Origin of the sequence: Sphingobium sp. Ant17, assembly GCF_000588875.1 — a bacterium.
Taxonomy (GTDB): Bacteria; Pseudomonadota; Alphaproteobacteria; order Sphingomonadales; family Sphingomonadaceae; genus Sphingobium.
The window spans coordinates 1-1,595 of the sequence record NZ_JEMV01000189.1 but is presented as its reverse complement, the minus strand read 5'-3'; the positions used below and the strand labels follow the sequence as shown (position 1 = coordinate 1,595).

General features: G+C 52.4%; 3 protein-coding genes and 1 pseudogene. All 4 read right to left on the bottom strand.

Annotation, left to right across the window (positions count from 1 at the left end; translation table 11 throughout):
* Nucleotides 1-147 precede the first annotated feature (147 nt).
* Nucleotides 148-645 carry an aromatic-ring-hydroxylating dioxygenase subunit beta gene (locus BF95_RS25305; protein ID WP_043155638.1) on the bottom strand — a complete coding sequence of 166 codons (498 nt, stop codon included), beginning with the start codon at nt 643-645 and terminating at the stop codon, nt 148-150.
* Nucleotides 642-830, bottom strand: a complete 189-nt coding sequence (locus BF95_RS30150; RefSeq protein WP_235210018.1) for a hypothetical protein — start codon at nt 828-830, stop codon at nt 642-644. The genes BF95_RS25305 and BF95_RS30150 overlap by 4 nt, the downstream gene beginning before the upstream one ends.
* 114 nt (nt 831-944) lie before the next feature.
* Complete coding sequence (locus BF95_RS30145; protein ID WP_235210017.1) at nt 945-1,172, bottom strand: hypothetical protein; 228 nt, start codon at nt 1,170-1,172, stop codon at nt 945-947.
* 322 nt (nt 1,173-1,494) lie between these two features.
* Nucleotides 1,495-1,545: pseudogene (locus BF95_RS30140) on the bottom strand (hypothetical protein); the annotation flags it as partial.
* Between the last annotated feature and the right edge of the window lie 50 nt (nt 1,546-1,595).

Genomic DNA, 1,595 nt, shown 5'->3' with positions numbered 1-1,595 from the left:
TAAGCACGGCATGGCGAACCTTCTGATAAAGCTCCACTCTCTTCACCCTCCGCCTCCGCACAAAAAGCGAAGGTCTAGCAGAAAGTGGCCCCCTTTTTTWAATCCGGTGCTACCGCCAATGAATGGCCCCTTTTATTACCGGTGTTCTCATATCGGATAGACCAAATATCGTGGAAGCACAGAGGTATCGAGCTCAGCCCGCCGCGACAATAGCTTCAGCCCGCCATTCTTTTGTTGCCGCACGCTGTCAAGATATTGGCCTGCGGCAAGCACCTGGGTGATGCCACTGTCTTTAGGCGTCATGAACACGGAAAAGTTAGACCGCATTTCCAAAGTGGCTGCATCGGTTCGATGATAGCTGGTCAATTGAACGAAATGACGTGTACGATAGTCCTGGAATGTGCCGACCCAAATGTCATTTACGAAAGTGACGCGATCCTCGAGCCTCGCCCGGCAGTCGTCGTACATAAAGCCAAGGGCAAGTCCGTGCTCTGAATTTTCCGCCGAACGGCAGAAATACGACGCGTTTTCCTCGTCCGCGTAATTATCTAGCCATCTCTGCATATCTTTGCTATCAAGCGCGTGGGCATCCGCTAGCAGCACGGCATTGAGCGCCGCTTCAAGCGACATATCTGTCTCTATCATGCCGCCGCCCTCTCAAAACCCATGACCGACCGATAATATTCCCAGCGCGGCAGATTGCCGCTCTCGTCGTTTTGAAGGAACTCCGATTCTAGCTTCAAAGGGTCATGCACTCCCTTTTGGAAGATGGCAGAGCCGGGCGTGTGATTTCCGATATGGATGCGATGGAAAATCGAGGCATCTTCCATGCTGATCAGGCCGCATGGCCCCAGCAGGTTTGAAACYTTTGCCGCAGTCTGTGCCGAACCATGTCCTCGTCGTCATCCTGATGTGCGAAATAGACGTAGTGGACCTCGACCGTCTCAGCATCGATTGGTGTCGCAAAGCGCAAAATTGATGACATCCAGATGCTTCGTCGAAACAAAGGTGGGAAAGAGAGAAACGATCCGTGAGCCGACCGCAGGATCCTGCCCTTTGAATTCGATCAGCGATTTGTCTTTGAGCACGGTGGGCCCGTGTGCCACAGAAAGCGCAGATTCGAAACAAATGTGGCCGCGTTTTTGTTGCTGTAAACTGGCGACCGTTGCCACCTTGCCAGTTAAGCATCTTGAACGCCTGATGTAGCAATGGGGCATGATAGCCATCATTGTCGGTGTACGACTTCCAGTTCGTATCATAGCGAACTTTTTTTGGTAGCCGAGCAGTTTTGAGACGCCCATCGCCTGCTAGCAGTTCGCGCAACGTATTCTGCGAATCTCCAAGATATGCCAATAGTGACTCGGTTTCTGGTGAGAGCGTGACGAAACAAGCCCAAAAACTGTCAAACCGCGGCTGGGCAAGCGGATAGTCTGCTTTGTTGAAGCCGGGAAGAAATTCCCGAGGGTTCGGACAGCCGGCCAGATTGCCTTTCGAATCGAACAGCCAACGGTGATAGGGGCATTCAAATTCGGTCTTGTTGCCCATGACCGCCGTTTCGAGTTTGATTGCCGCGGTGCGAGCACGCGTTTATAAAA